The sequence below is a fragment of the Streptomyces sp. NPDC107528 genome, from assembly GCF_055639295.1.
The window spans coordinates 431,718-456,017 of the sequence record NZ_JBVKAV010000002.1 but is presented as its reverse complement, the minus strand read 5'-3'; the positions used below and the strand labels follow the sequence as shown (position 1 = coordinate 456,017).

The window sequence follows — 24,300 nt, the reverse complement described above, 5'->3', positions numbered from 1 at the left end:
CCTTCTTGGTCCGGGTATTCCCCTGGCGTGAACGGTTCGTCGCTTAAGTGGCCACCGTCGGGTGATCCACTCGCACACACGAACCGCACAGGGGGTTCCATGAGATCGAACCGTGCCGCGCTGCGCGCCTCGGTGAGCTTGGCGGCGACACTGCCTCTCCTCACCGGCGCGCTGGCGCTCGGCATACCCGTGGCGCACGCCGCGGACCAGGGCCGCGACACACTCGCCGGCACCAAGCCCGCCTGGGCCACGGCCAGGGCGGACCGGGGCGCGGCGGCGGACAGCGCCCGGGTCTCCGCACGGGTCTACCTGGCGGGCCGGGACGCGGCCGGCCTCGCCGCCTATGCGAAGGCCGTGTCGGACCCGAGCTCGGCGTCGTACGGCAAGTACCTCAGCGCCGGCCTGGCCCAGGACCGTTTCGGCGCGACCAAGGCACAAGTGGCCGCCGTCAGGAGCTGGTTGCAGTCGGCCGGTCTGAAGGTCACGGGTGTCACGCAGCACCATGTCGCCGTCACCGGCCGGGTGGCCGCCGCGGAGAAGGCGTTCGGCACCCAGCTGCACAACTACACCAAGGGTGCGAGGACCTACCGCGCGCCCACGGCGACCGCGTCGGTGCCGGACAGCCTCAAGGGCGCCGTCCTGACGGTCACCGGTCTGGACAATGCGCCGCACCTGGCGAGCCACCAGGACCAACTCCCGCCGCCGGAGACGGTGTTCCGCAATGCCGGGCCCTTCTCGACGTACCACGGCTCGAAGGTGGCGACCACGCTGCCGGACGCGTACGGCGCGAAGATCCCGTACGCCGTCAAGGGCTACACAGGCAAGCAGCTGCGCGCCGCGTACGGCGCGGGCAAGCGGACCGGCAAGGGCGTGCGCATCGCCATCACCGACGCGTACGCCTCCCCGACCATCGCCTACGACGCGGGCACCTACGCGAAGCGCAACGGCGACGCGGCCTGGAAGAGCGGCCAGTTGCGCCAGGTCCTGCCCGCGCAGTACACGCGGACCGAGGAGTGCGGCGCGGCCGGCTGGTACGGCGAGGAGACCCTCGACGTCGAGGCCGTGCACGCGGTCGCGCCCGGCGCGCAGGTCACCTATGTGGGCGCCGCGTCCTGCTACGACGAGGACCTGCTGGACTCGCTCAGCAGAATCGTCGACAACCACCTGGCCGACCTCGTCTCCAACTCCTGGGGCGAGACCGAGGACGCCCAGACGCCGGACCTCGCGGCCGCCTACGACCAGGTCTTCCAGTTCGGCGCGGTCGAGGGTATCGGCTTCTACTACTCCTCCGGCGACGACGGCGACGAGGTCGCGAGCAGCGGCACCAAGCAGGTGGACATCCCGGCGAGTTCGGCGTGGGTGACGGCGGTCGGCGGTACCTCGCTGGCGGTCGGCAAGGGCGACAAGTACCTCTGGGAGACCGGCTGGGGCACCGAGAAGGCGGTCCTGTCGGCCGACGGGAAGAGCTGGACCGGCTTCCCGGGCGCGTTCAACTCGGGCGCGGGCGGCGGCACCAGCAAGACGGTCGCCGAGCCGTACTGGCAGAAGGGCGTCGTGCCGGACGCGCTCGCCAAGGCCAACAGCACCGGCGGCAACCGCGTCGTCCCGGACATCGCGGCGATCGCCGACCCGAACACCGGGTTCCTGGTGGGCCAGACGCAGACCATGCCGGACGGAACGACGCAGGCCTACGACGAGTACCGCCTCGGCGGCACCTCGCTCGCGGCGCCGGTGGTCGCGGCCGTCCAGGCCCTCGCGCAGGAGGCTCGCGGCGGCAAGCCGCTCGGCTTCGCCAACCCGGCGATCTACGCCCGGTACGGCTCGAAGGCGTACCACGACGTCACCGACGACCCGACGGGCTCCGGCCTCGCGGTCGCCCGCGTCGACTACGTCAACGGCTACGACGCGACGGGCGGCCTGACCACGTCCGTGCGCACCCTCGGCAAGGACAGCTCCCTGAAGGCCGTGAAGGGCTACGACGACGTGACGGGCGTGGGGACGCCCGCGGGCGGCTATGTGGAGTCGTACCGGGGTCGCTGAGCGGCGGCAACGCGGCACGAGCAGGGCACGAGCACGGCACAAAAAGGCGCCCCGCCGACGGGGGAAGATCGGCGGGGCGCTGTGGTGCCGCAGTGGTTCAGGGGTGGCCGAGCCCGGCAGGGCTCAGTGGACCGAGTGCTCCTCCAGCGGGAACGTTCCGCCGACCACGTCGTCCGCGAACGCCTTCGCAGCGTTGCCCATGACCTCGCGGAGGTTGGCGTATTGCTTGACGAACTTGGGGACGCGGCCGCCGGTCAGGCCCAGCATGTCCGTCCAGACCAGGACCTGGGCGTCGGTCTCGGCACCGGCGCCGATGCCGACGGTCGGGATGTGGAGTACCCGGGTCACCTCGGCGGCCAGTTCGGCCGGCACCAGCTCCAGGACGACCGCGAACGCGCCCGCGTCCTGGACCGCCTTCGCGTCCCGCAGGAGTTGCGCGGCGGCTTCCTCGCCGCGGCCCTGGACGCGGTAGCCCATGGCGTTGACGGACTGCGGGGTCAGGCCGATGTGGGCCATGACCGGGATGCCGGACTCGACCAGCAGGCGGATCTGCTCGTGCGAGCGCTCGCCGCCCTCCAGCTTGACCGCCCCGACGCCGGCCTCCTTGACCAGCCGGGTCGCCGAGCGCAGCGCCTGCACCGGACCCTCCTGGTACGAGCCGAAGGGCAGGTCGCCGACGATCAGGGCGCGGGAGGTGCCGCGTACGACGGCCGCCGAGAGCATGGTCATCTCGTCGAGCGTCACGGGCACGGTGGTCTCGTAGCCGAGGTGGCAGTTGCCCGCCGAGTCGCCGACGAGCATGACCGGGATGCCGGCCTCGTCGAAGACGGACGCGGTCATCGCGTCGTACGCGGTGAGCATGGGCCACTTCTCGCCCCGCTCCTTGGCGAGGCCGATGTCGCGAACGGTGATACGGCGTGTGCCCTTCCCCCCGTACAGCGCCTTGCTGCTGCCGTCGGAGGTCTTCGCCTGAGGCGTCTGGGCAGCCGAAAGCTGCGTCATTGCAACGGCTCCTTCTGTCATCTCGAGGCGCCCTTACGGCGTCCCCGGATCCCCTCCATGGTGGCACCTCGTGCCAGGGACGGCCAGACCTCCCTGTGTGAGTTCCGCCCTGGTTTCCGCCCGGTGTTCCGTCCCGCGTAAGTACTCGGTAAGAATTTAAGATACGAGACGGTTCCGTATCGTAAAGGCGGTAGCGTCGACGGCATGACTTCTCCCGCCGCCACAGCCCCCCGCATACCGGAAGCCGTGCACCGGCGCCGTTGGGCGATCCTCGCCGTGCTGATGCTGAGCCTGCTGATCGTCGTCCTGGACAACTCGATCCTGAACGTCGCCATCAAGACCATTTCCACCCCGGCCCCGACCGGCCTCGGCGCCACCCAGAGCGAGCTGGAGTGGGCGATCAACGCCTACACCCTCGTCTTCGCGGGCCTGCTGTTCAGCGCGGGCATCCTCGGCGACCGGCTCGGCCGCAAGAAGGTCCTGCTCGGCGGGCTCGCCGTCTTCGGGATCGGCTCCGCCCTCGCCGCGTTCTCCGGCTCGCCCGGCGAGCTCATCACCTTCCGCGCGGTGATGGGCCTCGGCGCCGCCTTCGTCATGCCGGCCACCCTCGCCGTCCTGATGAACGTCTTCGAGCGCGAGGAGCAGCCCAAGGCCATCGGCATCTGGGCGGGCGGTGTCGGGCTCGCCATCGCCATCGGGCCCATCACGGGCGGCGTGCTGCTCGACCACTTCTGGTGGGGGTCCGTCTTCCTCATCAACGTGCCGATCGTGCTGCTCGCGCTCGCGCTGATGCTGTGGCTGGTCCCGGACTCGCGTGACCCGAAGCCCGGCCGTATCGACCCCGTCGGCGTCGTGCTCTCCGTCGTCGGCCTCGTCCTGCTCGTCTACGGCATCATCAAGGGCGGCCAGCTCGCCGACTTCACCAACCCGACGGTCCTCGCGACCATCGGCTCCGGCGTCGCCGTGCTCGCCGCGTTCGTCGTGTTCGAGAAGCGCAGCGACCATCCGTCCATCGACGTCACGTACTTCCGCAACAAGGTCTTCTCGGCCGCGATCGGCGTGATCGCGCTGGTGTTCTTCGCCCTGATGGGCGTGACGTTCTTCTCGGTCTTCTACACCCAGAGCGTGCGCGGCTACTCGCCGTTGGAGACCGGCCTGCTGATGCTGCCGCTCGCCGCCGCCCAGATGATCTTCGCCCCGCGCGCCCGGCTCGTCGTCGACCGGTTCGGCAACCGCGCCACCACCACCGGCGCCATGCTGCTGATCGCCGCCACGCTGGCCGCGTTCGCCACGTTCGAGGCGGACACGCCGATCTGGATCCTGGAGGTGGTCTTCTTCCTCATGGGCACCGCGATGGCGCACATCATGACCCCGGTCAGCGTCGTCATCATGCAGGCCCTGCCCCGCGAGAAGGCCGGCTCCGCCTCCGCGCTCAGCAACACCTTCCGGCAGGTCGGCGGCGCGCTCGGCATCGCCGTGCTGGGCTCGGTCCTGTCGACCGCGTACCGGGGTGACATCGAGGACCGGCTCACGGTGCTGCCGGAGGGCCTGCGGCACACCGCGGGCGAGTCCATCGAGGCCACGCTCGGCGTCGCGGACCGGCTCGGTCCCCGGGGCGACGCGCTCGTCGGAGCGGCCCACGACGCCTTCCTGCACGCCATGCACGTCACCGCCCTGTGGGGCGCGGGCGTCGCGGTGCTCGGTGCGGTGGTCGTCGGGCTGTTCCTGCCGGGGCGGCCGGCGGCACCTCAGGAGGGCGAGACGGAACGGGAGTTGGCGGCAGCGGAGTAGGAGACGGGGGGCACTACAGGTGCCGACGCGCGCCTCGTACCCCGCGGCGTAGTGCACGCCGACGCCGTACACCAGGGAGAATCACCCCAACCCACGGAAAGGACCGAGCCACGTGAGCCTCGCCGACAGCCGGCCCCGGCAGGACGGCCCCACCCGGGGCCGCCCCCGCAGCGAGGCCGTGGAGCGGTCCATCATGGAGGGCGTCCTCAAGCTGCTGGAGGACGGCGTGCCGCTCGCGGAGCTGTCCATCGAGCGCATCGCCCGTACCGCGGGGGTCGGCAAGGCCACCATCTACCGCCGCTGGAGCGGCAAGGAGGAGCTCTTCGTCGAGGTCGTGCGGGCCGCCGAGCCGCCGGACCCCGAACTGCCCGGCACCTCGGTGCGCGACGATCTCGTGGCGCTGCTCGAACAGTTGCGGCAACGCGGTCTGATGACCCGTTCGTCGGTGCTCCTGCACAACGCCATCGCCCAGATGAAGAGCAGCCCGAAGATCTGGGACGCCTATCACGCGACCGTCGTCGAGCCGCGGCGCAGGAAGCAGCACGCGATTCTGCTCCGTGGGCAGGAGAACGGTGAACTGCGCGCGGACATCGACGTCGACGTGATGAACGACATGATCTTCGGACCGATGCTGGTGCGTGCCGTCATGCGCCCGGACGCGGAACTTCCGGAAGGCCTGGCGGAGCAGATGGCCGACACCGTGCTGGAGGGTCTACGGCCCGTCAGTTCACACACCCCGTAGATCGAATGTGCGCGTTTCGTCACAGAGCGCGCTTTCCCCGGGTGCACCCGGAACTCCTGGAGGCGACTTGTACGTCCTCGCCCCCGTACGGCCGTCATGAGTACGGCGGGATCGGAGCCGATCATCCCCTAGGGTTTCTCTGGGCGCGGGGGGACGACGGTGTTGCACGGCAGGTAGTGAGGCGACGGTATGGCGCAGCAGGCGTATGTGACGGAGACGGACAACGGAGGCTCGGGTCCCGAGCGCCGGGAACCCGGGCTTCAGCGCCTGACGAACCGACTGAAGAGCCTGGTCGCGGGCTGGCGCGGAGACCCGCGCGTATGGCGCCGCGGCCTCGTCCTGGCCGCCCTCGCGGTGATCCTCGCCCTGGTGATGCTGCTGCACGCACAGATCCCGAACGCGATCGGCAATCTCGGCAGCCTGACAGAGACGTTCCTGCCCTGGCTGGGCCTTTTCGTGCCGGTGCTGCTCCTGCTGGCCCTCGTCCGCAGGTCCGCGACCGCGCTGATCGCCGTGCTGGTCCCGGCGATCGTGTGGCTGAACCTCTTCGGCGGCCAGCTCACCGACAAGACCGGCGTCGGCGGTGACCTCACGGTGGCCACGCACAACGTCAACGCCGACAACAGCGATCCGGCCGGCACCGCCCGGGACGTGGCCGCGTCGGGCGCGGACGTGGTGGCCCTGGAGGAACTGACGGCCGGGGCGGTCCCGACGTACGAGAAGGCGCTCGCGTCGACGTACAAGTACCACTCGGTGCAGGGCACGGTCGGACTGTGGAGCAAGTACCCGCTGAGCGGCGTCAAGCCCGTCGACATCAAGCTGGGCTGGGTCCGTGCCATGCGGGCCGCGGTGGCCACGCCGTCCGGGCAGGTCGCGGTGTACGTCGCCCATCTGCCGTCGGTGCGGGTGAAGGTGGAGGCGGGGTTCACCGCCCGGCAGCGCGACAAGAGCGCCGACGCGCTGGGCGAGGCCATCAACGACGAGCCGCTCGGCAAGGTCGTCCTGCTCGGCGACCTGAACGGCACGATGAACGACCGCGCGCTCAACGCCGTGACCGCTCAGATGCGCTCGACGCAGGGCGCGTCGGGCAGCGGGATGGGGTTCAGCTGGCCGGCGTCGTTCCCGATGGCCCGGATCGACCAGATCATGGTGCGTGGCCTGGAGCCGTTGAGCTCCTGGACGCTGCCGGAGACCGGGAGCGACCATCTGCCGGTGGCGGCGCGTGTGAAGGTCGACACATCCGCGTCCTGAAAATCCCTGGTCAGCGCCGTCTGGACGGGTCTCGGCAACCGGAGTGTCAGCTGCTGGAATACCGGGCCTGAGAGACTTTGTTCCGTACTTGAACATACGGAACGAACATCACGGAGTACGACGACTCCGCTCTCGACCCTGAAAGGCAAAGGCACTTCATGCCCCTGGCCCTGCTCGCCCTGGCCGTCGGCGCCTTCGGCATAGGTACGACCGAGTTCGTGATGATGGGCCTGCTGCCCGAAGTCGCGAACGACCTGGACATCTCGATTCCCACCGCCGGGCATCTGGTCTCGGCGTACGCCCTCGGCGTCGTCATCGGCGCCCCGCTGCTGGCCGCGGTCACGGCACGCATGCCCCGCCGCACCGTCCTGATCGGCCTGATGGCCCTGTTCGTCGCGGGCAACGCCCTGTCCGCCTTCGCCCCCGACTACCACTGGCTGATGGCCGCCCGCTTCCTCAGCGGTCTGCCGCACGGCGCCTTCTTCGGCGTCGGCGCGGTCGTGGCGACGAGCATGGTCGCGCCGGAGCGCAAGGCCCGCTCCGTGTCGCTGATGTTCCTCGGCCTGACGATGGCGAACGTCGCGGGCGTGCCGGTGGCCACGCTGATGGGCCAGAGCCTGGGCTGGCGGGCCACCTTCCTCGGCGTGAGCACGATCGGCCTGGCCGCGATGGCCGCGCTGGCGCTGCTCATCCCGCGCGCCGAGGCGCACACGGCTCCCCAGTCGGGCCTGCGCGGCGAGCTGGCCGCCCTGCGCTCCCTGCCGGTGTGGCTGGCGCTCGGCACGACGGTCGCGGGCTTCGGGGCGCTCTTCGCCGCGTACAGCTACATCACACCGATGCTCACCGACGCCGCCGGGTACACCGACGCCAGCGTGACGCTGCTGCTGGCGCTGTTCGGTGTCGGCGCGACGGCGGGCAACCTGCTGGGCGGACGCCTGGCGGACCACGCGATGCGGGGGACGCTGTTCGGGGGCATGCTCTCGCTGGTGCTGGTCCTGGCTCTCTTCCCGCTCCTGATGTCGACGGCGTGGAGCGCGGCCCTCGCAGTGATCCTGCTGGGTATGGCGGCCTTCGCCACGGGCTCCCCGCTCCAGCTGATGGTGATGGAGAAGGCGTCCAGCGCCCCGTCGCTGGCCTCCTCGGCCAACCAGGCGGCCTTCAACCTCGCCAACGCGGGCGGTGCCTGGATCGGCGGCCTCGCCCTCGCGGCGGGCCTCGGGGTCACCTCTCCGGCCCTCGCGGGCGCCGCGCTGGCCGTCCTCGGGCTCGGAGTCGCGGGCACCGCGTACGCGGTGGACCGGCGACGGGTCGCTCCGCGGGCTCGGCGACAGCGGGTGGTTGCGGGACAGGTTCCGGAGCGGGCCGAAGCAGTTCGGCACTGAGCGTCGACGTCACGGACGCGTTCCCCTCGCCCCTCGGGTGTCGCCCTGTCGGTGTCTTGTCGGCTCTGTCGGTGAGCTGTCGGTGGTTTGTCGGTGCGGCCTGACAACGTCGTCCCCATGACGCGAATCGACATGAACCCCGGCGGCGCCGGCAGCGCCGTATCCGTGCGGGGGTTGGTCAAGCACTACGGCGAGACCAAAGCTCTGGACGGTGTCGACCTGGATGTGCGCGAGGGCACCGTGATGGGCGTGCTCGGGCCGAACGGGGCCGGCAAGACCACCCTCGTGCGCATCCTGTCCACACTGCTGACGCCGGACGCCGGTGAGGCCACCGTCGCCGGATACGACGTCCTGCGACAGCCCCGGCAGCTGCGGAGGGTGATCGGGCTGACCGGTCAGTACGCCTCCGTCGACGAGAAGCTCCCCGGGTGGGAGAACCTGTACCTCATCGGGCGGCTCCTGGACCTGCCCCGCAAGGAGGCACGCACGCGTGCCGACGAGCTGCTGGAGCGGTTCTCGCTGACCGACGCTGCCAAGCGGCCCGCGGCGACCTACTCCGGCGGCATGCGGCGGCGGCTCGACCTGGCCGCCTCCATGATCGGCCGGCCCACGGTGCTGTTCCTCGACGAGCCGACCACGGGCCTCGACCCGCGGACCCGCAACGAGGTGTGGGCCGAGGTCAAGGCCATGGTCGGGGACGGCGTGACCGTGCTGCTGACCACCCAGTACATGGAGGAGGCCGAGCAGCTCGCCTCCGAGCTGACGGTCGTCGACCGGGGCAAGGTCATCGCGGGCGGGGGCATCGAGGAGCTCAAGGCCAAGGTGGGCGGGCGGACCCTACGGATCCGACCGACCGACGCCCTGCAGCTGCGGCCCCTCGCCGGATACCTCGACGACCTCGGCATCACCGGCCTGGCGACCACCACCGTGGACACCGAGACCGGCACCCTGCTCGTCCCGGTGCTCAGCGACGAGCAGCTCACCGCCATCGTCGGCGCCGTCACCGCGCGAGGCATCACCCTCGCCTCCATCTCCACCGAACTGCCCAGCCTGGACGAGGTGTTCCTGTCCCTCACCGGCCACCGTGCCAGTGCCCCGCAGGACGCCGTGCCCGCCGACGACCGCGAGGAGGTCGCCGTATGAGCGCCGCCACCACAACTCCGAACACGGCGGCCGCCGCCGACGCCCGCATCTCCCTGCGGGCGCATCTGCGGCACACCGGTGCGCTCGTACGCCGCAACCTCCTGTGGATCCGCCAGGACCCGGAGTCGATGTTCGACGCCATCCTGATGCCGATCGTCTTCACGCTGCTGTTCGTGTACGTCTTCGGCGGCTCGATCGGACAGGCGCTCGGCGGCGGCCAGGAGGACTACGTCCAGTACGTGGTGCCCGGCATGATGGCCATGATGGGCATGAGCATGGCCATGTCGGTCGGGACCGGATTCAACCAGGACTTCAACACCGGCGTCATGGACCGCTTCCGGTCCCTGCCGATCGGGCGCGGCTCGGTGCTCTTCGCCAAGATCGCGGTGGAGCTCCTGCGCATGATGATCGCCACCACGATCATGCTGATCGTCGGCGTCCTGGTCGGCTTCGACATCACCAACTGGGGCGGGCTGCTCGCGGCCGTGGCGCTGGCCGCACTGTTCGGGTCGGCGCTGATGTGGGTCTTCCTCACCCTCGGCGTGATCCTGAAGAGCGCGCAGTCCGTACAGGGACTCGGCTTCCTGGTGCTGATGCCGCTCCAGTTCGGCTCGTCGATCTTCGCGCCGACCACGTCGATGCCGGGCTGGCTGCAGTCCTTCACGGACGTCAACCCGCTGTCCTCGCTCGCGGACGCCGCGCGCGGCCTGATGGTGGGCGGCCCGGTTGCGCACGACCTGTGGGTGACCGTCGCCTGGTCGGTGGGCCTTACGGCCATCATGGCGCCGATCGCGATCCACAAGTTCCGCACGAAGAACTGACGTTCCGTACGAAGAACTGACGTTCCGTACGAGGAGCCGACGTCTCCGTCCTACGAACCGGCGGACGTCAGATCAGGGCGGTGGCCTCCCGGGAGGAGAGGCCACCGCCCTCCGTGTACGCGGCCTCGTAGGCCGCGTCGCCGAGCACCGCGCGGGTGCGCTGCGCCGCCCCTTCGTACACCTTGCGCTCGTGTGTCGACGCGACGTACCGGGCCGGCAGCAGCCCGTCGGAGGCGCCGAGGCAGCGGGCGGCGTCGCGGGCGCGGCAGCCGCCGTCGACGCGGGCCAGGGCGAAGGCGGCGGTGCTCAGAAACGCCGAGCGCATGTGCGGGGCGATGGCCTCGGACAGCGGTTCCTCGGCGCGTTCCAGGGCGCGCTTGATCGTGGCCAGGGACCGCTCGTAGCGGGCGTCCGCCGCGTCCAGCCAGGCCTCCGCACCGAGAATGAAGGCATCGAAGACGACAAAGTGGGCGATCTTGAACTGCTCGCGCAACAGCCGGAGTTGCTCACGTGCCTCGGCGATCCGGCCGCTCATGCCGAGCCGGCCGGCCAGGATCAGCCGGGCGAACGGCATCGCCTGGTCGTTCCCGCCGCTCGCCTCGTCGATGACCGCACGCAGCAGCCGCTCGCCCCGCTCGACCTCGCCCGCCTCGATCATGACGCTGCCGAGCCGGGCCCTGAGAACGCCCTTCTGGGCATGGGCGCCGAGCCGTTCGGCCCGCTCGATCGCCGCCTCGTAGTTCGCGGCGGCCCTGTCCCACGCACCCATGCGTTCGCATGCCTCGGCGCGGGCGGCGAGGGCCTCGGCGGTGCCCCACAGGTCGCCGAGACGCTCGTAGATCTCCAGCGACTCCTCGGCATCGCGGATGGCGTCGCCCTCGCCCGCCCAGTCGCTGCGGTTGGCGTACATGTTGGCACGCCACTGCAGGCTCGCCGCGAGCTCCCAGTCGTACCCGGGCGTCTCGCGGGAGGTGCGGACGGTGGCGTCGAGGACGGTGCGCAGCCGCTCCATGTCCCCGGTGAGCATGACGGCGAAGATCCACAGGTAGCCGGGCAGCCGGCAGGTCTGCGGCATGCCCGGCTCGTAGGTGGCGGCGATGGCACGCAGCTTGGCCTGTGCCCCGGGGGTCTGCCAGGCCTCCAACTCGGTGTCCATGCAGGCGAGATGGACGAGATGGACACCGCGCCGCGCCTCTTCGAGGGCCTCCCCGGTCCACGGGGGCGGAGTGTCCGTGCAGCGCTCCCACACCGGCTGCGCGGGGCGGACCGGCTCGGCGAAGGGGTCGGGGCCGAGGGTCTGGACCTCGCGGGACCAGTTGCGGGCCTCGATCCGCAGTTCGCGCATCTGCCAGTACCAGGCCAGCGACAGGATCAGGCACAACGCCTCCTGCTCGTCGCGGCCGGCGACCGCGTGGCGCAGGGCGATGCGCAGATTCTCGTACTCGCGTTCCAGGCGCTCGATGGCGGCGAGCTGGCCGGGGCCGCGCAGCAACGCGTCGGTGATGCGGGCGAGTTCGCGGTAGTACGTCAGATGCGCGCGCTCGGCCTCGGCGCGCCGGCCGGTCTCGTCGAGGCGCTCACCGGCGTACTCGGCGACCGTCTCCAGGAGCCGGTAGCGCATCGCGCCGTCCGCCGAAGGGGCGGCCACCACCAGGGACTTGTCGACGAGGGAGCCGAGCGAATCCAGGGCTGCGGGTCCGCACACGGCCTCGGCGGCGGTGAGGTCGCAGCCGCCCGCGAAGACGGACAGCCGCCGCAGCACGTCGCGTTCGTCCTGGTCGAGCAGTTCCCACGACCAGTCGACGACCGCCCGCAGGGTCTGCTGGCGGGGGCGGACGGTGCGGCTGCCGGAGGTGAGCAGGCGGAAGCGGTCGTCCAGCCGGTCCGCGATCTGGCGTGGGGTGAGCATGCGGAGCCGGGCGGCGGCGAGTTCGATGGCGAGCGGGAGGCCGTCGAGGCGCAGACAGATCTCGGCGCAGGCCGCGGCGGTCTCGTCGTCGGCGTCGACGCGGAAGCCGGGCCGGGCGGCGGCACCCCGGTCGGCGAGCAGCCGCAGCGCGACGGGCTCGGGCAACGGCTCGACCGGCCGCAGCAACTCCCCCGGTACGCCGAGGGGTTCGCGGCTGGTGGCCAGCACCGTCAGCTCCGGGCAGCGCTCCAGCAGTTCCGCGACGAGGCGGGCGGCGGCCTCGACGACGTGCTCGCAGTTGTCGAGGATCAGCAGCATCCGGCGTTTGCCGCAGTGCTCGGCGAGCCGCTCGACGGGGTCGTCGTGCCGGTCGGACCCGGCCCGCATGGCCTCGGCGCCGGCGCCGTACAGCACGGTCTCGCGGGCGCCGACAGCGGTGAGTACGGCCTCCGGTACGGCCTCGGGGTCGTCGACCGGCGCGAGCTCGGCCAGCCACACCCCGTCCGGGGCACCGTCCCGCACGCTCTCGGCGGCCTCCTGCGACAGCCGCGTCTTCCCGGCCCCGCCGGGGCCCAGCAGCGTGACGAGCCGGGCGTTCCTGAGGTCGCCGTGGATGGCCTCGATGTCGGCCTCCCGGCCGACGAAGGAGGTGAGCCGGGCGCGGAGGTTGCCGGGGGGCGGGGTGAGCCGGGGTGCGCCGGGCGGATCGGCGGAGTCGTCCGTTCGGGCGGTGGGGTTGGCGCGGACGGCCGGGGAGTCACGCGTGTGGGTCCGACCGGGCGCGGGGTCGGCGGTACGCGCATCGAGCGCGGCGGAAACGCCGAGGGCGCCAGGGTGGCCGGGAACGTGCGCCTCGCCGGGCGCGGCCGGGCCCGCGTCTGCGGGCCTCGTACTCTGCGTCTCGTGGGCGTCGTGGGCGTCGTGGACGGCGGGGGCGGCGGGCGTCATGCCGTGGCCCGGACCGTGGGCCCCCGCGTCCACGTCGCCGAGCGGGCGGACACCATGCCGACCCTGCGCGGTGCGAGGTCCGCCGTTGCCCGCCTGCGGGCCGGGCCCCCGTCCGCCGCCCCTCGGGCGGAGCAGCTCCGTGTGCAGGGAGCGCAGTTCCGGGCCGGGGTCCGAGCCGAGGCGGTCTGCCAGCAGGCGTCGTACGTCCTCGTAGGCGACCAGTGCCTCTGCCGTGCGGCCCGCGTCACGCAGGGCGCGCAGGCGCAGGGCCTGGAGGGGTTCGTCCAGGGGGTGGGTGTCGCACAGGGCGGTCAGTTCCGGCAGGGACTGTTCGGCGTGGCCGAGGGCGAGGGCGGCGGTGTGGCGGGTGCGCAGCGCGTCGAGGCGCCGGGTCGCCTGGCGGGCCGCCGCGGCGGTGCGGTCGGGGAGGTCGGCGAGGGCAGGCCCGCGCCACAGCGCCAGGGCGTCGTCGAGGACGACGGCGGCCTTGGCCGGGTCGCCGTCGGCCAACGCACGCGTGCCCTCGCCGACGAGCCGCTCGAAGCGGTGCAGGTCGATGTCGTCGGGGGCGGCGGCGAGCCGGTAGCCGCCCTCCGCCGAGACGACCGCGTCCGCCCCGAGGGCCCGCCGCAACCGCCCGACGAGCGCCTGCAGGGCACCCGTGGCGTCAGCGGGCGGTTCCCCCTCCCACACCTCGTCGACCAGCAATCCCGCCGGCACGGTCCGGCCACCCCGCAGCGCGAGCACGGTGAGCAGGGCACGCAAACGGGCCCCGCCGACAGGAACGGGGCTGCCGTCGGGGCGGAGTACCTGGGTGGTGCCGAGGATGCGATAGCGCACGGGGTCCATTGTCTCTGGTGGTCGTCGGGCCGGTCACGGCATTGGGCGGCGAGGCGGGGCGGCTGCGGGGCGGGGTGCGGGAGCCGTCGGGTGCGGTCCGCCCGCCCAGGTGCACCACCCGCCACAACCCATGCCCCCACCTTCCCCGGAACCAAGGGCCCACCGCGAGACGTTTTCCCCGTGCGCCCGGTACGGTCGGGCAGTCCCGCCGTCCCGCCGTCCCAGGAGCCCGTCCTCATGACCACCGCTCTCACCCGCCGCAGCGACCGGCGGATCAGCCCCGTCTTCATGGGGATCCTGGCCGTCACGGCGGTGACGGGCTGGGCCACCTGGACCGGCTTCGCCGAGCTGCCCGGACTGGCCGTGTTCCTGTTCGTGACGGCCGCCTGGATCGTGTCCCTGTGTCTGCATGAGTACGCACACGCGCGTACCGCGCTTCACTCGGGCGACGTCAGCGTCGGAGCCAAGGGCTACTTGACCCTCAATCCTCTCGCCTATACCCACGCCCTGCTCAGCATCGTGCTCCCCGTCGTCTTCGTGATCATGGGCGGCATCGGCCTCCCGGGCGGTGCCGTCTTCATCGAGCGCGGGCGGATCCGGGGGCGCTGGCGGCACAGTCTGATCTCGGCGGCCGGGCCGCTGACGAACGTGCTGTTCGCCGTCGTGTGCACCGCCCCGTTCTGGCTGGGCGCCCTGGACGGCGTCCCCCGCGACTTCCGGTTCGCGCTCGCCTTCCTCGCGCTGCTCCAGGTCACGGCGGCGATCCTGAACTTCCTGCCGGTCCCGGGGCTGGACGGCTACGGCGTGATCGAGCCGTGGCTGTCGCAGAAGATCAGGCGCCAGGTGGAGCCGTTCGCACCGTTCGGCCTGCTGTTCGTGTTCGCGCTGCTGTGGGTCCCCGAGGTCAACGGCGCGTTCTTCGACATGATCGACGCCGTCCTGCGCGGCCTCGGCATCAGCGACTTCGACACCTACTGCGGCTACGACCTGTTCCGCTTCTGGCGGGACTCGAACGAGCTCTGCTCGATCAGCGGATGACCGGTTCGGGCTCAGCCCCTGACCGAGTCCCGCCGCTCGTCCCTGCCCCGCTTCACGTAGTACCAGCACATGTTGCTGGACAGCCCGGCCAGCAGCACCCACACGATCCCCAGCAGGCTGCCCTGCGCGAACGAGACCACGGCCGCGGCCACGGCGAGCACACAGACGATCAGGGCATAGACACCAAGGCGGGGCATTTCACTCGGCTCCTTCGGGGGACACTGCTACGCCGACCAGTGTCCCCCATCCCGTCATACGTCCGTGACGCGGAGCCCCGCGTGCGCCTTGTAGCGCCGGTTCACCGAGATCAGGTTCGCGACCAGCGCCTCGACCTGGTGGGCGTTGCGCAGCCGTCCCGCGAAGATGCCGCGCATACCGGGGATGCGGCCCGCCAGCGCCTGGACGATCTCGACGTCCGCCCGGACCTCGCCGAGGACCATCACGTCGGTGTCGATCTCGTCGATCTCGGGGTCCTCCAGGAGGACCGCCGACAGATGGTGGAAGGCGGCCGTCACCCGGGAGTCCGGCAGCAGGGCGGCGGCCTGCTCGGCGGCGCTGCCCTCCTCCGGCTTCAGCGCGTAGGCGCCCTTCTTGTCGAAGCCGAGCGGGTTGACGCAGTCGACGACCAGCTTGCCCGCCAGCTCCTCGCGCAGGGATTCGAGGGTCTTGCCGTGGCCCTCCCACGGCACAGCGACGATCACGATGTCGCTGCGCCGCGCGCACTCGGCGTTGTCGGCGCCCTCGACGCCGTGCCCGAGCTCCTCGGCGGCGGACTCGGCACGCTCGGCGGCCCGCGAGCCGATGATCACCTTCTGGCCGGCCCGGGCGAGCCGGTAGGCGAGGCCCTTGCCCTGCGGCCCGGTCCCGCCGAGCACGCCGACGACGAGCCCGGAGACGTCCGGGAGGTCCCAGGGGTCCTTGGCCGGGGCCTTCGCGGGGGCCTGGGCGGGCTGCTGTGCACTGTCGCTAGAGGTCATGCGCCGACTTTACGTCCGCCCCGGCCGGCCCAAAGGCTCAGGTGAGCTCCGTCACGGGCACCCGCCGGAAGGCGATGGTCTCGTACGCGCTGAAGTCGCCGGTCTCGTAGAGCAGTCCGACCGTCTCGTCGTCGATCCGTACGAGATCCGAGTACGCGGCGGGCAGTCCGTCCACCGTGTGCGCGGACCGCCAGGTCACGCCGCCGTCGGCGGAGGCGCGGATGGTCATCAGGGCGCGGAAGCCGGGGTCGGCGGGGCCCGCGTAGAGCAGCACGTCGGGGTCGCGCAGCTGCAGGACGCTGCCCTCGCAGACGGGGGCGGCGAGGCCGGCCTGGGGGCGGAAGGGTTTCACCAGCGTCGCGCCGCCGTCCTCGGAGTAGGCGTCGGCGCGGGTGCCGGGGGACGTGGAGTCGTTGCGGGTGTTGAAGTAGACGCGCCCGTCGGGGAGTTCGGCGGCGGTGGTCTCGTTGACGTTGACATAGCCGTCGGTGTTGCCGTCGACGTACCCGATGCGCCAGGTGGCGCCGCGGTCGTCGCTGAGCAGGCAGTGGCCCCCGTTGTACTTGCCCTCCGTGCCGTTGTCCCGTCCGGCCGGGGGCAGGGAGTGGTTGGCGGGGACGACGACCCGGCCGCCGGCCAGCTGGACGGCGTGGCCCGGCGTGGTGGCGTACCAGCGCCACTCCGGCCGCTTCGTGCCCTTGGTGATCTCCGTCGGTGCGGACCAGGTCGCTCCGTCGTCGTCGCTGTGCTGCACCCAGACCCGCCGTCCGTCCGCGGCGCTCACCACACCGCGGCGGATGGCGCTCTCGGTGGCGAGGGCGGCGTTGCGGACGTGGACGAGCAGGATGCGGCCGGTGTCGAGGACGACGGGAGCCGGGTTGCCGGCGAGGTCGTCACCGTTCTTGGCGGCGACCTGGAGCGGGCCCCAGGTTCGGCCGCCGTCGGTGGACCGCTTCAGCACGATGTCGATGTTCCCGAAGTCGTCGTGCGAGCCGACCCGGCCCTCGCAGAAGGCGAGGAGGGTGCCGGTGGAGGTGGCGACGACGGCCGGGATGCGGAAGCTCGCGTAGCCCTCGCGGCCCGCGCGGAAGGGGACGCTGGTCTCTGCCATGGGGGGCTCCTCGGATGGCCGGTCGCCGCGGCTCGGTCGGCGGTGGCCGTGCGGCCGGTGTACGGACGGATGTGCGGGACAACGAGTCCATCTGCCCAAGTCGGGCGAATTCGTGGTGAACTCCGGGTCACGAGTGGTCGATTGCGGCAGGATGCGGTCGCATGGATGCCGTACGTGTCGCGTTGCTGCGCGAAGTACTCGCCGGAACCGAGTGGTTGGGGGCCACCCGGCGGTTCGCGGGTGCGCTGCGGACGTCGGCGGTGGCGCACGGGGGCGGGCTGCTGCTGGTCGGCACGCCGCGGTACGAGCCGTGGCATCTGGCGGCCCATCTGGTCGACGAGGCCGCGTGGTCGGGCACTCCGGAGCTGGCCCCGACACTCGTACGGCATCACACACGGGCCTCGGATCCGGCACATCTGGCGGTCGGGCTCGGACGGTTGGCGGCGGCGCGGCGCGGGGAGACACTGGTGGTGGTGTCGCCGGAGGGGCCGGGCACGCCGCTTCTGGAGCGGGTGCACGACGCCCGGCTGGCCGGCGCGACGGTGCTGGCGCTGGGCGCCGGCGAGGGCGAACTGACGTCGATGGCCCACGAGACGCTGACCGTGCCGGAGGGTGCGGAGCTGGACCTGGACACCGTGCAGCACCTGGTGAGCGCGGCCGCCGGCGAGAACGCGCTGCCCTCTCCGCGGGGGCGTCGGCGCTTCCGGGACCGCCTGTCCCGCCTGGCGGACTCCCTGACGGCGCCGCCGCCCACGGGCTGGTGACCCACTGGCCGGCGCCGGGCGCCTCGCCCGCAAAACCGTTTGCCTCGCAGCACCGCTCCGCCTGAGCATGGCCCATCGTGACCGACGACTCCCCCACTCCCCCCGCGCCGCCTTCCCGCCTCCGGTCCGTACTGCCTGACCTCGCACCTTGGCGGGCCTCCGTCGACTTCCGGAGGCTGTGGCTGGCAGGGCTGGTCTCCTACTTCGGCAGCTTCCTGACCTTCGTCGCGCTGCCCGTGCAGATCAAGGAGCTGACCGGGTCGGCCGCAGCGGTCGGGGCGATCGGGGCCGTGCAGCTTGTGCCGCTGATCGTGTTCGGGCTGTACGGGGGTGCGCTCGCCGACGCGCTCGACAAGCGGAAGCTGATCTGGTGGACGGAGGTCGGGCAGGCGGTCCTCAGCGCGGTGCTGCTGGTCAACGCGCTGCTGCCGAGTCCCGCCATCTGGCCGCTGTATGTCGTCGCCGCCCTGTCCTCCGCCCTCGTGTCGGTCCAGCGCCCGGCCATGGACGCCCTGCTGCCCCGGATCGTGGCCCACGACCACCTCCCGGCCGCCGCCTCGCTCAACGCACTGCGCTGGCAGGTCGGCGGCGTCGCGGGCCCTGCCCTGGCCGGCGTGGTCGTGGCGTACGCGGGCCTCGGCTGGGCGTACGGCGCGGATCTGCTGACCTTCGTCGTATCCGTGCTGCTGGTGCTCGGGCTCGCTCCCTCCCCCGCCGCCCACGAGGCCGCGAAGCCGTCCCTCAAGGCCATCGCCGAGGGCGCCCGTTACGCCTGGAGCCGCAAAGAGCTCCTCGGCACGTACGTCATCGACATCGCGGCGATGCTCTTCGCGATGCCACTCGCCGTACTGCCCTTCCTCGCCGACGAGTTGAACGCGCCCTGGGCGCTGGGCCTGATGTATGCGGCGCTCCCGGCCGGCGGGATGCTGGTGAGCCTGACCAGCGGCTGGACCTCGCGGGTGCACCGGCACGGGCGGGCCGTCGTCGTGGCGGCGGCGCTGTGGGGCACGGCGATCGCGGTGGCCGGTGTCGTCGGGAACGTATGGCTGGTCCTGCTGTTCCTGACCCTCGGCGGCGCGGCCGACATGGTCAGCGGCATCTTCCGCGGGGTGATGTGGAACCAGACGATCCCGGACGAGCTGCGCGGCCGGCTCGCCGGGATCGAGCTGCTGTCGTACTCGGTCGGCCCGCAGCTGGGCCAGACCTACGTGGGCGGTATCGCGGCCTGGCAGGGTGTGCGGGCGTCGATCTGGTCGGGCGGACTGCTGTGTGTGGGCGCGGTGGGGCTGCTGGCGCTGTGCCTGCCGAAGCTGATGACGTACGACGCGCGGACGAGCGAGCACGCGGTGCGGCTTCGGGAGCAGCGGGCGGCGGCTGCCGCCACGCGGACGCCGGCGGCGGAACCCGCTCCGGCGCCCGCGGAGGGCTGATCAGTCGTCGTCCGCCGGGCGACTCGGGGCGTCGTGCCACCGCGGGTCCCCCTCCCACTCCAGGTTGCGCTCACGGGCGAGGTCCATCGCCTGCTGGGCCTCCTGCGGGGTGGCGTACGGTCCGAAACGGTCCTTGGCCGGGCACTCCGGCCCCTCCTCCACCTTCTTGTGGACGAGGCAGTAGTACCACTCCCCAGGCTTGCCGACCGTCCGCTTCTTGAACAAGGCCATGTCCGGCTCCTCTCGCCATCGACATGTTCCCCCATGGCCGCTGGTTAGACTCGCTGGCATGTCTGGCCAGTCGCTGCTCGTCCCAGGGGAGCTCTCCCCCACCCGTTCCGTGCCCGGAAACATCCGCCGCCCCGAGTACGTCGGCAAGCCCGCGCCGACGCCGTACACGGGGCCGGAGGTGCAGACTCCGGAGACCGTCGAGGCGATGCGTGCCGCCGGCCGTATCGCCGCGCGGGCGATGGCCGAGGCGGCGAAGCTGATCGCGCCCGGTGTCACGACGGACGAGCTGGACAAGGCGGCGCACGAGTACATGTGCGACCACGGCGCCTACCCCTCCACGCTCGGCTACCGCGGCTTCCCGAAGTCCCTGTGCACCAGCGTCAACGAGGTCATCTGCCACGGCATCCCGGACTCGACGGTGCTGCGCGACGGCGACATCGTCAACCTCGACGTGACGGCGTACATCGGCGGGGTGCACGGCGACAACAACGCCACGTACCTGGTCGGGGACGTCGACGAGGAGTCCCGGCTGCTGGTGGAGCGGACCCGGGAGGCCCTGAGCCGCGCGATCAAGGCGGTCAAGCCGGGCCGTCAGATCAACATCATCGGGCGGGTCATCGAGTCGTACGCCAAGCGCTTCGGCTACGGCGTGGTGCGTGACTTCACCGGTCACGGCATCAACTCGTCGTTCCACTCCGGCCTGATCGTCCCGCACTACGACAGCCCGCACGCGACGACGGTCATCCAGCCCGGCATGACCTTCACGATCGAGCCGATGCTGACGCTCGGCACGCACGAGTACGACATGTGGGACGACGGCTGGACGGTCGTCACGAAGGACCGCAAGCGCACCGCGCAGTTCGAGCACACGCTGGTGGTGACGGAGACGGGGACGGGGACGGAGATCCTCACACTGCCGTAACAGAGCAGGTCACCGAACCCGTCCTTCGCCCTGCGGAGGGCGGGTTTTCTCGGTACCCTTTTACCGACACAGCGTCGGCAAACCTATTGACTTAGGTAAGCCTAACCTCAGAAAATACTGCCATGGACTCCTTCTCGACAGTCATCCGCACCGCCTCCCACGAGCAGCACGTGGAGGCGGAGACCTCGACGTTCATGAGCGACCTGCTCGGCGGCCGGCTGGGCGTGGACGCGTACGCGCGCTACACCGAGCAGCTGTGGTTCGTGTACGAGGCACTGGAGACCGGCACCGAGCGGCTGGCGTCGGACCCGGTGACCGGACCCTTCATCCAGCCGGAGCTGTTCCGGCTGACGTCACTGGAGCGGGACCTGGCGCATCTGCGGGGTCCGCGGTGGCGGACGGGGCTGTCGGCACTGCCCGCGACGCAGGCGTACGCGGACCGGGTGCGGGAGTGCGCCGACACCTGGCCGGCCGGCTACATCGCCCACCACTACACGCGCTACCTGGGCGACCTCTCCGGCGGCCAGATCATCCGCGACAAGGCGGAGAAGACCTGGGGCTTCGCCCGCAAGGGCGACGGGGTCCGCTTCTACGTCTTCGAGGAGATCACCAACCCGGCGGCGTTCAAGCGGGGTTACCGCGAACTCCTGGACCAGGTCCGCGCCGACGACCTGGAGAAGCAGCGGATCGTGGCGGAGTGCAAGAAGGCGTTCGCCTTGAACACGGCGGTGTTCCGGGCACTGGGCGAGGAGTTCCCGCTGAGCGCCTGAGCGTACGAGCTTGCGAGGCTCAGCGCTCCAGGAGGACCCGCCCTCCGATCTCCACCCAGCCCTCGGGCTGCGGTGCCGTGAGGATCTGGGACCCGGCTCCCTGGGTGATGTTGAGGGCGCGGCCCAGGCGGTCGGTGAGCAGCAGGGCCGCCGCGCCGGTCGCCTCGTCCTCGTCGATGCCGTCACCGCGGCCGGGGAAGGCACGCGCCCGGATACGGCCGGCCGCCTCGTCCTCCCACGCCCACGCGTAGATCCACTCTCCTGGCGGGGGCACGTCGAGGTCGTCCACCTCGGCCGCCGTCCCGTACTGCCGCAGGGTGCGCGGCGGAGCCCACTCCGCCCGTGCCTCGATCCAGCTGAACTCGCCGTCCAGCCGTGCCCCGACCACGCCGGCCGGGGTGATCAGTTCGGGCACGTCGAGGAGCCAGGCCGTGCCGACGCAGGGGTGACCGGCGAAGGGCAGGCGCAGGGTCGGGGTGTAGATGTCGATGACTCCGCGCTCGGGGTCGTCGACGAACACGGTCTCGCTGAAGCCGAGCTTGCCGGCGAAGGCCTGCCGGTCGGCCCGGTCGGGCATGACGGAGCCCTCGCGGACGACGCCGAGTTCGTTGCCGTATCCGCCGTTGGGGCCGCAGAAGACGCGCAGGACGTCGAAGTCAGTCACGGGGGAAATTGAAACATCACCCGGGCGGCGAGCTCGTCCCAGGCGGCGGCTCCGCCGGGGAGGGGCAGGAAGCGGGTGGGGGGCACGCCGTAGGGCAACGAGGCGATCGTGTCGCCGTACGCCCTTTCCATGCCGGCACGTTGGCGTTCCGCGCCCGGGTCGTCGGCGCGCGCCGCCAGGCCTTGCATACGGTGCTCGTGGGCCTCGGTCACCTCGCCGGCAGCCCGGCGCCACTCCTCCTCGTCGGGCACCCGGCCCAGTTCCACGCACTGCGGCGTGCGGTCCTCCGCCAGTGCCGCCACCGCCCGGTCGTGACCGTCGAGGATCACCCAGCCGTCCAGGAAGGACACCCACCACAACAGGACGGGCGCGAGTGTGCCGTCGCGGGCGTGCTTGCGGTACGCCTTCACCCGCGCGGCATCCGGCGCGGAGAGCCGGCGCAGCGGGAGGACTCCGTGCCAGCCGCCCCCGCAGTACAGACCCAGTCGGCCGCCGGGCCAGTCCCGTACGAAGTCCTCGGTCCAGATGCCCGGCGGGAAGCCGGTCCGCAGGGCCAGCTCCCAGCGTCCGTCCCGCAACGGGGTCCCGTCCGCTCCCTCAAGCCAACGTGCGTACTGGTGCGGCCAGTTGAGCGACGACCGCATGGCCGACGAGCGCAGCGGCGGCAGCGGTGAGCGGTAGCCGTCGAGGCGGTGCAGATGGAGCTCCGGGCAGCAGCCCTCGCCCACCGACCGGCCCAGCAGCACAGGGCGGTCCCCCTGCCGCAGCAGCAGCCGTCCCCGGTCCGCGGTCTCGAAACGCAATGCCGGCGGGCCGGGACGGTCTCGTACGTTCAGTACCAGCCGCCCCGGCCCCAGCAGTTCTCTGTGCCCCCTGTTCATGGGGACAGTCTTACGCGTCGGTACGCCGCCTGCGCATCGCGAACACCACGGCCGCGCCCGCGGCTGCGGTCACCGCGGCGGCCGTGCCCAGCGCCGCCACAGGCACGTCCGAACCGGTGTTGGCGAGGCCGCCCGTCACACCGCCGGTCGTCGAGCCCGTGCCGCCGGTGGTCGAACCCGCCGTGCCGGAGGAGCCGCCGCTCGAACCGCCCGTGGAACCGCCGGTCGATCCCCCCGTCGAGCCGTCGTCGTCGCCGGGCAGGTCCGCGTCGGCCGTCAGGGCCACCGCCAGGTCGACCGGGTCGAGTTCGGTGCCGGCGGTGTAGAAGCCGCCGAAGGCCTTCGCGCCGGCCTCGGTGAGGGTGGCCTCGACGTCGTCGACCGTGATGACGTCGTCCTGCGCGGTCAGGTCGGACTCGTTCGCCTTCAGGTCGGCCAGGACCACGTCCTCGGTCTTCTCGCCGAGGCTTGTGACATTGGCGGTGAGTTCGCCGGTGCCCTCGTCGAGGGTCGCGCGGAGGTTGTTCAGGGTGAGGTCGAGGCCGTACCCGCCGTTCTCGCCCTCACCCTTGTGGCCCTTGAAGTTGAAGGCGCCCTCGAAGCTCGCGGAGAGGGTGCCGGCGTCGGTGTCGTACTCCCCCGTCGCGTCGACGAAGGTGAAGGCCCCGTTGCCGGTGGCCTGCGAGGCGCCGTCCGACGTCGTGATCTCACCCTTCGCCACATTGCCCACGACGTACGTACGGAAGGACTGCTTAACGCCCCAGTCGAGCGTGCCGTCGGCTATGTCGCCCTGGGCCGGCGCCTCGGGGGCGGACTCGGAGGGGTCGGCGCTCGTGGACGGCGAGGCGGATCCGGTCGCCGTGGCGGTCGGGGTCGGGGACTGCGTGGCCGTCGCGGTCGGCGTCGGGGTCGGGGTCGGGCTCGGGGACTGCGTGGCGGTGGCCGTGGGGGTCGGCGTGGGCGTCGGCGACTGGGGCGGAGTCTTCTGTACGACGGTGAGCGGGTCCCCCGCCGCGCCCTCGTAGCTCGCGCTGCCGAAGACGTCCGCGGCCTCCTTCGTCAGCTTGGTCGCCATGTCGCTCATCGCCCGGGTCACGGTGACGTCGGCGAGCGGCACGTCCTGCGCGGTCGTACCGGACTTGGTGACATCGGCGGTGATCTCGGCGGCCGCGCTGTCGAACCGCACGTCGGACAGGGCGATGTCGAAGCCGTGCAGCTTGGAGACGATCTGGAGGTCGCCCTTGAAGGCGAGGTCGACGGTGTGGGCCGTGGAGTCGTAGGTGCCGGTGCCGTCCGTGAAGGTGAACGCGCCGTTCCCGGCGGCCTGCGAGGCACCGTCCTTCGCGGTGAAGCTGCCGGCCGCCATGCCGGTCACGTAGGTGCGGTACGACTGCTTGATGCCCCACGTCAACTCGTAGCCGCTGAGCGGGACTTCGGCCGCCGATGCGGTGCCGGCGCCGAGGGTGGCGAGTGCGGTGGCGCCCAGCGCGGCCGCGGTGGCGACAGCGGCGGCGAGGGTGACGGGACGGCGTCTGCGGGAAGTGGCGGACATGGTCGGGGTTCTCCTTGCGGTGGGTGGGAGTCCGTGGGCGGGTGTCCGCCGCGGCGGCCGGGGGCGGCGCGGGCACGGCGGTCGGGGCTTG

Annotated in this window: 21 protein-coding genes; 12 read left to right on the top strand and 9 right to left on the bottom strand. The window is 71.8% G+C overall.

Features of this window, described 5'->3' with window-relative positions; all coding sequences use genetic code 11:
• The first annotated feature begins 99 nt into the window (after window positions 1-99).
• On the top strand, window positions 100-2,040 hold the full coding sequence (locus ACZ7L5_RS07160; RefSeq protein ID WP_471515089.1) for a S53 family peptidase: 1,941 nt from the start codon (window positions 100-102) through the stop codon (window positions 2,038-2,040).
• A 123-nt stretch (window positions 2,041-2,163) separates the two neighbouring features.
• On the opposite strand, the gene panB is transcribed toward ACZ7L5_RS07160, so the two are convergent.
• Window positions 2,164-3,042 carry a 3-methyl-2-oxobutanoate hydroxymethyltransferase gene (gene panB / locus ACZ7L5_RS07155; protein ID WP_363037546.1) on the bottom strand — a complete coding sequence of 293 codons (879 nt, stop codon included), beginning with the start codon at window positions 3,040-3,042 and terminating at the stop codon, window positions 2,164-2,166.
• Window positions 3,043-3,246: 204 nt separating this feature from the next.
• Here panB and ACZ7L5_RS07150 point away from each other — a divergent pair, with 204 nt between their 5' ends.
• The 6 genes from ACZ7L5_RS07150 (at window position 3,247) to ACZ7L5_RS07125 (ending at window position 10,172) form a co-directional block, all read left to right on the top strand.
• Window positions 3,247-4,833 carry an MFS transporter gene (locus ACZ7L5_RS07150; protein ID WP_328882086.1) on the top strand — a complete coding sequence of 529 codons (1,587 nt, stop codon included), beginning with the start codon at window positions 3,247-3,249 and terminating at the stop codon, window positions 4,831-4,833.
• Window positions 4,834-4,945: 112 nt separating this feature from the next.
• Entirely contained in the window at window positions 4,946-5,575 is a 630-nt protein-coding gene (locus ACZ7L5_RS07145; protein ID WP_471515087.1) for a TetR/AcrR family transcriptional regulator, read from the top strand.
• A 189-nt stretch (window positions 5,576-5,764) separates the two neighbouring features.
• Window positions 5,765-6,826 (top strand): endonuclease/exonuclease/phosphatase family protein, encoded by a 1,062-nt coding sequence (locus tag ACZ7L5_RS07140; protein WP_362378005.1) that lies wholly within the window; start codon window positions 5,765-5,767, stop codon window positions 6,824-6,826.
• 158 nt (window positions 6,827-6,984) lie between these two features.
• The gene (locus ACZ7L5_RS07135; protein ID WP_471515085.1) at window positions 6,985-8,208 is read left to right on the top strand and encodes an MFS transporter; all 1,224 of its coding nucleotides are present in this window, start codon (window positions 6,985-6,987) and stop codon (window positions 8,206-8,208) included.
• Between the two features lie 117 nt (window positions 8,209-8,325).
• A complete protein-coding gene (locus ACZ7L5_RS07130; RefSeq protein WP_471515083.1) occupies window positions 8,326-9,351 on the top strand; it encodes an ATP-binding cassette domain-containing protein in 1,026 nt (341 codons plus the stop codon).
• The gene (locus ACZ7L5_RS07125) at window positions 9,348-10,172 is read left to right on the top strand and encodes an ABC transporter permease (RefSeq protein WP_467482361.1); all 825 of its coding nucleotides are present in this window, start codon (window positions 9,348-9,350) and stop codon (window positions 10,170-10,172) included. Before ACZ7L5_RS07130 ends, ACZ7L5_RS07125 begins: the two co-directional genes overlap by 4 nt.
• 67 nt (window positions 10,173-10,239) lie before the next feature.
• Here ACZ7L5_RS07125 and ACZ7L5_RS07120 read toward each other — a convergent pair whose 3' ends face one another.
• Window positions 10,240-13,878, bottom strand: coding sequence for an AfsR/SARP family transcriptional regulator (locus ACZ7L5_RS07120; RefSeq protein ID WP_471515081.1), 3,639 nt, complete (start codon window positions 13,876-13,878; stop codon window positions 10,240-10,242).
• 228 nt (window positions 13,879-14,106) lie between these two features.
• Here ACZ7L5_RS07120 and ACZ7L5_RS07115 point away from each other — a divergent pair, with 228 nt between their 5' ends.
• Window positions 14,107-14,907, top strand: a complete 801-nt coding sequence (locus tag ACZ7L5_RS07115; protein ID WP_471515079.1) for a site-2 protease family protein — start codon at window positions 14,107-14,109, stop codon at window positions 14,905-14,907.
• Between the two features lie 11 nt (window positions 14,908-14,918).
• Here ACZ7L5_RS07115 and ACZ7L5_RS07110 read toward each other — a convergent pair whose 3' ends face one another.
• From ACZ7L5_RS07110 to ACZ7L5_RS07100, 3 genes are read right to left on the bottom strand one after another with little or no spacing between them, the layout of a single operon-like run.
• Window positions 14,919-15,104 carry a hypothetical protein gene (locus tag ACZ7L5_RS07110; RefSeq protein WP_328882077.1) on the bottom strand — a complete coding sequence of 62 codons (186 nt, stop codon included), beginning with the start codon at window positions 15,102-15,104 and terminating at the stop codon, window positions 14,919-14,921.
• 54 nt (window positions 15,105-15,158) lie between these two features.
• Window positions 15,159-15,884 (bottom strand): NADPH-dependent F420 reductase, encoded by a 726-nt coding sequence (gene npdG, locus ACZ7L5_RS07105; RefSeq protein WP_471515077.1) that lies wholly within the window; start codon window positions 15,882-15,884, stop codon window positions 15,159-15,161.
• A 37-nt stretch (window positions 15,885-15,921) separates the two neighbouring features.
• Window positions 15,922-16,995, bottom strand: coding sequence for a sialidase family protein (locus tag ACZ7L5_RS07100; protein WP_471515076.1), 1,074 nt, complete (start codon window positions 16,993-16,995; stop codon window positions 15,922-15,924).
• 161 nt (window positions 16,996-17,156) lie between these two features.
• Here ACZ7L5_RS07100 and ACZ7L5_RS07095 point away from each other — a divergent pair, with 161 nt between their 5' ends.
• Together ACZ7L5_RS07095 and ACZ7L5_RS07090 are read left to right on the top strand one after the other, a co-directional pair.
• Window positions 17,157-17,759 carry a hypothetical protein gene (locus tag ACZ7L5_RS07095; RefSeq protein WP_471515074.1) on the top strand — a complete coding sequence of 201 codons (603 nt, stop codon included), beginning with the start codon at window positions 17,157-17,159 and terminating at the stop codon, window positions 17,757-17,759.
• A gap of 77 nt (window positions 17,760-17,836) precedes the next feature.
• Window positions 17,837-19,189 (top strand): MFS transporter, encoded by a 1,353-nt coding sequence (locus ACZ7L5_RS07090; protein WP_471515072.1) that lies wholly within the window; start codon window positions 17,837-17,839, stop codon window positions 19,187-19,189.
• Here the strand turns inward: ACZ7L5_RS07090 and ACZ7L5_RS07085 are convergent, their stop codons facing one another.
• Window positions 19,190-19,420: a hypothetical protein gene (locus tag ACZ7L5_RS07085; protein WP_383596141.1), complete on the bottom strand. Its 231-nt coding sequence runs from the start codon at window positions 19,418-19,420 to the stop codon at window positions 19,190-19,192. It abuts the gene before it with no gap.
• Window positions 19,421-19,478: 58 nt separating this feature from the next.
• On the opposite strand from ACZ7L5_RS07085, the gene map reads away from it, so the two are divergent.
• A complete protein-coding gene (gene map / locus ACZ7L5_RS07080) occupies window positions 19,479-20,342 on the top strand; it encodes a type I methionyl aminopeptidase (RefSeq protein ID WP_471515069.1) in 864 nt (287 codons plus the stop codon).
• Window positions 20,343-20,464: 122 nt separating this feature from the next.
• Window positions 20,465-21,112, top strand: coding sequence for a biliverdin-producing heme oxygenase (locus ACZ7L5_RS07075; protein WP_369270645.1), 648 nt, complete (start codon window positions 20,465-20,467; stop codon window positions 21,110-21,112).
• 19 nt (window positions 21,113-21,131) lie between these two features.
• Here ACZ7L5_RS07075 and ACZ7L5_RS07070 read toward each other — a convergent pair whose 3' ends face one another.
• Genes ACZ7L5_RS07070 through ACZ7L5_RS07060 form a run of 3 tightly spaced genes read right to left on the bottom strand, consistent with a single transcriptional unit; the run spans window position 21,132 to window position 24,209 of the window.
• A complete protein-coding gene (locus ACZ7L5_RS07070; protein WP_467482350.1) occupies window positions 21,132-21,776 on the bottom strand; it encodes a PhzF family phenazine biosynthesis protein in 645 nt (214 codons plus the stop codon).
• Window positions 21,773-22,657 (bottom strand): hypothetical protein, encoded by an 885-nt coding sequence (locus ACZ7L5_RS07065; protein ID WP_471515067.1) that lies wholly within the window; start codon window positions 22,655-22,657, stop codon window positions 21,773-21,775. The genes ACZ7L5_RS07070 and ACZ7L5_RS07065 overlap by 4 nt, the downstream gene beginning before the upstream one ends.
• 10 nt (window positions 22,658-22,667) lie before the next feature.
• Entirely contained in the window at window positions 22,668-24,209 is a 1,542-nt protein-coding gene (locus ACZ7L5_RS07060; protein ID WP_471515065.1) for an HtaA domain-containing protein, read from the bottom strand.
• Window positions 24,210-24,300 lie beyond the last annotated feature (91 nt).